Below are 7,419 nucleotides of genomic sequence, written 5' to 3'. Positions count from 1 at the left end.
TGGACCGCCATCGCCTCAATTCGCGTGAGAGGCTTTCCATGAAACGGTTTAAAATATCTTGCTGGTGTATCCATGCAATGATGGGGCGTTTGAGCGTGCTGCTTTGCTGGCGAAGTCCAACCATGCAAAGCTGACCTTGCTGCGAGTCGAACGCGAGCTGGCCGAAACGCAGCTGATCACGTCATCCGGCCGTCCGGCGTTAAAACTGCAGGATCTGGTCATCAAGGAATAAAGGAATATCAGTCGCAACTGAAAGCGGTTATTGCGGCGGTGAAGTTCGACTAACCGATGAATGAAAGCCTCGCCGGAGTGTGCGATTGGGATCTGGAAACATCTTTTACGAGTTTGCACTGTTATTGGCGGCAGCCGGGGTTTTGGGCTTTGTTGCGCATTGGCTCAAGCAACCGCTGATTGTCGCCTTCATCGCGGTTGGAGTTCTGGTCGGACCGGCGGGCTTGAAATGGGTTTCCATCGGCAGCGAAATCGACCTGCTGGCGAAGACCGGCATTGCACTGTTGTTGTTCACGGTCGGGTTAAAACTGGACTTGAACGTGATTCGCACGATGGGGCCCGTGTCGTTAGCCACCGGCTTGGGACAGGTGACGTTCACCTCGGTGATTGGCTACTTGCTTTGTCTTGCCATGGGGTTTTCGCATTTGGCCTCGCTCTACGTGGCCGTTGCGTTGACGTTCTCCAGCACGATCATCATCGTTAAATTGCTGTCGGACAAACGCGAGATCGACTCGCTGCATGGACGCATAGCCATCGGTTTTTTGATCGTCCAAGACTTGGTGGTGGTGTTGGTGATGATCGCGTTGACCGCGTTCGGAGCCAGCACCGGGGTGCACTGGGTGCAGGGCATCTCGTTGGTCGTTGTCAAAGGAATCGGTTTGCTGGTCGCCGTCGGTCTGCTGATGCGTTACGTGCTGCCAAGGCTTTATCATCACGCAGCTCGTTCGGCCGAATTACTGACGACTTTGGCGATCGGCTGGGCGGTCGCGATGGCGGCGATCGGTGATTGGCTGGGGTTCAGCAAAGAAGTCGGTGCGTTCTTAGCAGGGGTCTCGCTTGCTGGGTTGCCGCACCGGGAAGCTCTCGGGTCGCGTCTGATCGGCCTACGCGACTTCTTGCTGCTGTTCTTCTTTGTCGATCTAGGAGCCCATCTCAAACTCAGTTTGCTCGGATCGCAGCTGATGCCATCGCTGGCTCTATCGTTGTTCGTGCTGGTCGGCAATCCGCTGATCGTGATCATCATCATGGGACGGATGGGGTACCGAAAACGAACAGGCTTCCTGGCCGGATTGACGGTCGCCCAGATCAGCGAGTTTTCATTGATGCTTGGTGCACTGGGGAAAGAGCTCGGACATATTTCCGGTGAAGTCTTGGGGCTGATCACACTGGTGGGCTTGATCACGATCACCCTATCGACGTACCTGATTCTCTACTCGCACCCGCTGTATGATTGGCTTGCCCCCTTTCTGTCCTGGTCCGAAAAGAAGAATCCGTTTCGCGAAGTTGAACTGGAAACAACCACCGAGCCCTCGCGAGGCTTTGACACCATCGTGTTTGGTCTGGGGCGTTTTGGGAATCATCTTTCACGCGAACTGACCGAGCGCGGGCAACGAGTGTTGGGAGTCGACTTTGATCCGGACGTGGTGCATCGGCTTCGCGAGTCGGGACACTCGGTCGTCTACGGCGATGCAGAAGACCCCGAGTTTGCATCGACACTACCGCTGTCGCACGCCCGTTGGGTGGTCAGTTCGGTGCCACAAGTTTCGGTGAATCTCGCCTTGCTGCACGCGCTGTCACGCTACGGCTATAGCGGATCAATCGCCGCGACCGCGCACCATGAACGTGACGCCGCAACCTTAAGAAACGCGGGAGTCCACTTGATCCTGTTGCCATTCGCGGACGCCGCCAAAGAAGCCATCGATCAACTCAGCGAACCTGAACGGACAGAACCACATGGCCAACCATAGGACAGAAGTTCAAGTAAGTCGTAGGACCGCTGGAAGAATGATGCCGTGACAGATCGGCTCACTTCTTACCACCACCTTTGCCACCACCTTTGCCGCTGTTGCCTTTACCGCCCCCGCCTTTTCCGCTGTTACCACCGCCAACCGACTTGCCGTTGCCTTTGTCAGACCGGCCGAACGAACCCGGGCTGCGTGATGCCTGGGGATGTTCGATCGAGGACGGAGAACGCCCGCGATCAAACGTTTGCGTCGACTTTGACTTTGCTTGCGATTTCTTGCCTTGATTTTCGACTGACATGCCGCGGGCCGAATGTTTGGGATTGTCGTGCTTGGGTTGAGAAGGGGTGAAAACCGCATTGGATCCACGCTTCGTTTCAAAATTGTTCTTCGGTTTCGCGGTACTGAAATTGTCAACGTGCTTCGACGACTTGCCCTTCGTCTGACGGTCGACACGAGGCGGTGATTGCCCATTGAAATCACGAAGCACAATGTCGTCCAGCGACCCCCTAACCGAATTGTCGCCCGATCGACGCTCCGGTTTTCCGTTTTTAGCAAACTTGGCGATGTCGGCATCGATCTTCACCGATTTGGAACCGCCGCGATCAGGTTTGCCGTAATAATTTTTGTAGCGTCCCATGCTGCCTCGGAAATCGAATCCACGTTGACCGTAATTCCAGTCGTAATAAGAAAGCCAGGGCACCGCATAACGAGATCCAAACCCACCGGAACCATAACCCAGGTCATACCAGGGTTGGTATCCCAGCGAAGCATACGACGGTCCGTAGTAATTACCGTAGTAGAATCCAGGATGTCCTCGCCGAACAAACAGATTCAGCAGGAAGGCGGCGGAATTCGCTAGCGGCAAGCGAGGTCGGTAGACAAAGCCTGGATTCAGGTACACCGGTCGATCGAATTCGACGGGCGAGTACAGCATCCCGCGATCAGGCGGCAGCAAATCCCAATACCCGGTGTTGTAAACGTAACCCTGCGGTGTCGTGATATAGCAATCCGGTTGCCAGACCCAGCCTTCGTAGTGACGGGTCCAGTATCCGCTGCGCCACCAGTAACCACCATCGTCATACTCCCATGATCCGGGCAGCCAAAAGAAATCATCATCGGGCGGTGGAACACTCGGTCCGTTATCGATCGATTGGGGAGGCGGAGGCAGATAGACTTGGTCGTCAACGCCAGCACGCGTGCTGGACCAAAAACCGCTGGTCCATTGATAACCCTCGCCGCGAGTACTCCAATAGCCGGGCACCCACGTTCGCCCCGGAGGCACCTTGCGGTAGACACCGCTCACCCAGACATACTTTGCAGCTTGATCATCCCAAGACCAATAGCCGGGGATCCACAACAGATTGTCGCCAACGGGACGATCTTCTGGTGGTTGCTCGCGAACATTCGCGGGCGGTTTTTCCGAGTGGACGCGAGGATGCAGGATCGCACTGGAATCGGCCTGCGATGCAAATGCCTCGTGCACGGGTCCTTGGAGCAACGCCCGATACCCCAGTTCGTTCGATCCCAGCTCATTGGACTCCAGTTCGTTCGTAGCGTCCCGATCGATCACATCGCCTGCCGCGACTGTTGCCGGATTGTCAGCGGTAGCCTGCGGGGGTGGCGGCGGTTGGGCCACGCCGCTTTCGATTTGGGCCAGCACCGGATCGACGTTCCCAATCCAGCATAGCCCCATTGTGGCGAAGACCAGCGTGCGAAGGGTGGTGATGGCAGAGAGTGGGTTTTGAGACATATTTAATCCAAGGTGTAAATTGAGTCCCCGATGCAGCGTGTCACGCAGACCCCGCCCCTTTGATTCTAATTGTCGCGTGGGACTTTTCGTCACTAATTCGCTCTGAAAACGTTACAAGCGGGATTCGAGACACGCTGAGCTCATTGTGCAGCCTAATGCGGGGAATACCAAGCTGCCGACCGACCGAGCAAACATGCATGCATTACGCATGCCAATTCGTTGCAAACGCTTTCTTCTTGCCGTCTTCCCAGCCGACCAAGGGTCATCTTCGCCGGACGCATCGCACGCCGGACGCATCGCACGCCTGAGGCGCCAGCTTCGCTTATGATACTGCCATGAGATCGATAGTGACCTTCATCGTTTTGGCCGGCTTGTGGGCTCTGCTAACGGAGACGCGACGCGACGCGTGGATCGTCGGCGTGCCTGTGGTTTTGGCAGCATCACTCGTTGAGGCGAGTTTGGCGTCTCGGGATCGTTGGCGTTGGTCGGTCATAGGCCTGCTCCGCTTTGCCCCTCATTTCGTCCGCTCGTCGATCGGGGGCGGGATTGACGTGGCTTGGCGGTCGATACATCCGCAATTACCGATTGATCCACAAATGATCGAGTATCCATTGCGTTTGCCCGCCGGTACGGCGAGAACGTTCTTCATGAACGTAGTGAATCTACTGCCAGGAACGGTCAGTGCGGACGTTCGCAAAAATGTGCTGACCGTGCACGCGATGGATATCAATCAGCCGATCCAACGGGAATTAGCAACACTCGAAGACGCGGTTGCCAAGTTGTTTGCGGTGCATCTAAACTCGCTCGAGGATCCGGGAGAAAGTAGATGACGCAGACGTTGTTGCTGTTTGTGGTGGTGCTGTTGGCGAGCATGGTTGCGGGCTTGATCCGCGTGAAGCGCGGTCCTACGTCGTCGGATCGGATGCTGGCTGCGCAGTTGATGGGTACCACGGGTGTCGCCATTTTGTTGTTGCTCTCTGAAGCAATCTCGCGACCGGCGCTGCTGGACGTGGCGTTGGTGTTCGCGTTGCTGGCTGCGGTCACCGGAATCGCATTTGTCCAGCGTTACCACGCAATGGAAATGGGAGAGCAGGAATGAGCATCCTCGACATGGCGTCCCTTGTCCTGATCGCAGTTGGTTGTCTGTTTTTCATCGCGGGCAGCGTTGGCATGTTACGTCTTCCGGATGTGTTCACGCGGCTACACGCGACGACGAAAGCGGACAATGTCGGTTTGGGGCTGTTGGTGCTGGGGTTGTTGTTGCGATCGGGATCGATGTTTGTAGCGTCCAAGCTGGTGCTGATCTGGCTGCTAGTCTTGGTGGCTGGCGCAACGACGTGCCACTTGATCGCGCAGTCGGCGATCCGTCGCGGCGAGCGACCGTGGAGCAAACGATGAACAGTCTGTTGTGGATTTTGGACATCACGCTGTGCGGAAGCCTCCTTTGGTTGGCTTGGCAGACACTTGCCACGTCCGATCTGTTCAAGGCGATTGTGCTGTTCATCGTGCTGGGCTTGGTCATGGCCTTAGCGTGGGCGCGGCTGGACGCACCGGATATCGCGTTGGCCGAAGCGGCGATTGGTGCGGGGTTGACCGGAGCCTTGTTGCTTTCAACGTTGACGGCGATCACGAAGCGGCCTGGCCCGAGGACGCCGCCTGAGACGATGGATGCCGACACATGAGCCAACGCCCCCCCATCGCGATCATCCATATCGCATTTGCCTTCGTCGTTGCGGGAATCACTGGCGCCATCGTGGTTGCGATCTTTCGTTTGCCAAGCGAAGCGATCGGGTTGTCCGATGCGGCGATCGCCAATCTTGACGCGGCCGGTGCCAAGAACCCGGTCACCGCGGTGCTGTTGAACTTTCGCGGCTATGACACGCTGTTAGAGATTCTCGTCTTGTTGCTGGCCGTGATCGGTGCCCGCGTTTTGACGGCCTCCGATGCGTCGCTTGTCGTCGAGCCAGCCCAGTCTGCCAATCCGGTTCTGCTCGGTTTCATTCGCATCCTTGCCCCCGTGATGATCATGGTCGCCGGATATCTGCTGTGGGTCGGTGGGCACGCACCGGGCGGCGCATTTCAGGCCGCGGCGGTGTTGGCTGCGTTGGGCGTGCTGTTGAAACTTGGCGGTGTGACGTGGACGCGAAAGCTGTCCCAGCGTGGCGAGCGACTGCTGTTGGTGGCGGGGCTGGCCGTCTTTCTCGTGGTGGCGACCGCGGTCATGTTGAGTCAGCGGCGTTTCTTGGAATATCCCCCGTCGGTGGCCAAGACGTTGATTCTGGTCATTGAATCGGCAGCGACCGTTTCAATCGCTGCGATTCTGTTGGCACTATTCAGCAGCGGAACGCTGCGAGAAACTCAATCGGAACTGCCCCACAGCAAGATTAACAGTAGCGAGATTCCTAAAAGCGAGATTCCCAACCACGAGACGCCACACGATGAGGCCGCGCAGTGACGATTGCCACTCTGTATGCCGTTTGTGGAGTCGTGCTGTTTGGCATCGGATTCTATGGTGTCGTCATCTGCCGACACCTGCTCCGCAAAGTCATTTCATTGAACCTGATGGGCAGCGGCACGTTCCTGGTCCTGGTCGCGTTGGCTCAACGGACTCCCGACGGCCAGCCCGATCCGGTACCCCATGCGATGGTGTTAACCGGACTGGTCGTTTCGGTCAGTGCGACGGCGCTCGCATTGGCGTTGCTACGTCGTCTTCACCGCGAGACTCAGCGGACCGAACTTTCTCTGCATGCAGAAGGGCGAGAAACGGATGTCAGCTGAGCTTGCGATGATCGGATTAATCGCGTTGCCGCTGGCTGCAGGCATCGTTGCGTTTGTCGCACGCCGAGTTGCGGTGGTGCTGACGATTGGGGTCGCGGTTCTGCAAATCTTGCTGGCAAGCCATGTCGCCCGTTCTGTGTTTTACCAGGGGAGTCTGCGGTACGAAGTCGGTGGTTGGGGGGCACCGCTGGGAATCGACTTGTATGTCGACGGGCTGAGTGGATTGATGTTGCTGATGACGGCGATCGTCGGACTAGGCGTTGTGGTGTACGCATCATCGTACTTCGCTCACACTCGCAGTGGCGACTCCGTTGTTTACTTTTGGCCGTTATGCTTATTCCTGTTCGCGTCGCTCAACGCGTTGTCTCAGGCCGGCGACCTATTCAATCTGTACGTGACCTTGGAACTGCTGACGTTGACAGCGGTCGCGTTGATCGGATTGGCGGGCACGGTCGATGCGTTGTCAGCTGCACTGCGGTACTTGATCGTCGCGGTTACCGCATCGCTATTTTTTTTGCTAGGGGTGGCGTTACTCTACAGCAGCTATGGAACGGTCGACCTGCATCTGCTGGCGACGAAGTTTCAATTCGACTTGCCGAGCCGCTGTTCGATCGTACTGATTGCCGTCGCACTCATACTCAAGACTGCCTTGTTTCCGCTTCACTATTGGCTGCCTCCGGCTCATGCGGCTGCCCCCGCTCCGGCCAGTGCTCTGTTGTCGGGTTTGGTGCTAAAATCTTCGTTTTACGTGTTGCTGCGGCTGTGGTTTGATGTCTTTCCTTACGCGGACTTGCGACCGGCAGGTCACTTGCTGGGTGTTCTCGGTGCGATTGCGATTTTGTGGGGTTCGATTCAAGCGATTCGCCAAACGCATTTGAAGCTGCTGGTCGCTTATTCGACGGTCGCTCAGATCGG

At 57.0% G+C, this 7,419-nt stretch carries 10 protein-coding genes; 9 read left to right on the top strand and 1 reads right to left on the bottom strand.

Annotated elements, in window-relative coordinates:
- The first annotated feature begins 64 nt into the window (after nucleotides 1–64).
- Together ABX962_RS25040 and ABX962_RS25035 are read left to right on the top strand one after the other, a co-directional pair.
- On the top strand, nucleotides 65–232 hold the full coding sequence (locus ABX962_RS25040) for a hypothetical protein (protein ID WP_372723374.1): 168 nt from the start codon (nucleotides 65–67) through the stop codon (nucleotides 230–232).
- 85 nt (nucleotides 233–317) lie between these two features.
- Nucleotides 318–1,979 (top strand): cation:proton antiporter, encoded by a 1,662-nt coding sequence (locus ABX962_RS25035; protein ID WP_372723372.1) that lies wholly within the window; start codon nucleotides 318–320, stop codon nucleotides 1,977–1,979.
- Nucleotides 1,980–2,037: 58 nt separating this feature from the next.
- Here the strand turns inward: ABX962_RS25035 and ABX962_RS25030 are convergent, their stop codons facing one another.
- Nucleotides 2,038–3,726 (bottom strand): hypothetical protein, encoded by a 1,689-nt coding sequence (locus ABX962_RS25030; RefSeq protein ID WP_372723370.1) that lies wholly within the window; start codon nucleotides 3,724–3,726, stop codon nucleotides 2,038–2,040.
- Nucleotides 3,727–4,061: 335 nt separating this feature from the next.
- Between ABX962_RS25030 and ABX962_RS25025 the strand changes: the two genes are divergently transcribed.
- The 7 genes from ABX962_RS25025 to ABX962_RS24995 all read left to right on the top strand — a co-directional run.
- Nucleotides 4,062–4,556: a Na+/H+ antiporter subunit E gene (locus tag ABX962_RS25025; RefSeq protein WP_372723369.1), complete on the top strand. Its 495-nt coding sequence runs from the start codon at nucleotides 4,062–4,064 to the stop codon at nucleotides 4,554–4,556.
- Nucleotides 4,553–4,825, top strand: a complete 273-nt coding sequence (locus ABX962_RS25020; protein ID WP_372723367.1) for a monovalent cation/H+ antiporter complex subunit F — start codon at nucleotides 4,553–4,555, stop codon at nucleotides 4,823–4,825. Before ABX962_RS25025 ends, ABX962_RS25020 begins: the two co-directional genes overlap by 4 nt.
- Nucleotides 4,822–5,124, top strand: a complete 303-nt coding sequence (gene mnhG, locus ABX962_RS25015) for a monovalent cation/H(+) antiporter subunit G (protein ID WP_372723365.1) — start codon at nucleotides 4,822–4,824, stop codon at nucleotides 5,122–5,124. Before ABX962_RS25020 ends, mnhG begins: the two co-directional genes overlap by 4 nt.
- On the top strand, nucleotides 5,121–5,408 hold the full coding sequence (locus tag ABX962_RS25010) for a Na(+)/H(+) antiporter subunit B (protein WP_372723363.1): 288 nt from the start codon (nucleotides 5,121–5,123) through the stop codon (nucleotides 5,406–5,408). Before mnhG ends, ABX962_RS25010 begins: the two co-directional genes overlap by 4 nt.
- Nucleotides 5,405–6,181, top strand: coding sequence for a Na(+)/H(+) antiporter subunit B (locus tag ABX962_RS25005; RefSeq protein WP_372723361.1), 777 nt, complete (start codon nucleotides 5,405–5,407; stop codon nucleotides 6,179–6,181). The genes ABX962_RS25010 and ABX962_RS25005 overlap by 4 nt, the downstream gene beginning before the upstream one ends.
- Complete coding sequence (locus ABX962_RS25000) at nucleotides 6,178–6,504, top strand: NADH-quinone oxidoreductase subunit K (RefSeq protein ID WP_345684816.1); 327 nt, start codon at nucleotides 6,178–6,180, stop codon at nucleotides 6,502–6,504. The genes ABX962_RS25005 and ABX962_RS25000 overlap by 4 nt, the downstream gene beginning before the upstream one ends.
- On the top strand, nucleotides 6,494–7,419 hold a 926-nt coding region (locus ABX962_RS24995), incomplete at its 3' end, for a complex I subunit 5 family protein (RefSeq protein ID WP_372723359.1). The genes ABX962_RS25000 and ABX962_RS24995, both read left to right, overlap by 11 nt.

The sequence above is a fragment of the Novipirellula sp. genome, from assembly GCF_041583735.1.
Taxonomy (GTDB): domain Bacteria; phylum Planctomycetota; class Planctomycetia; order Pirellulales; family Pirellulaceae; genus Novipirellula.
This window is presented reverse-complemented; position numbering and strand designations above follow the sequence as displayed.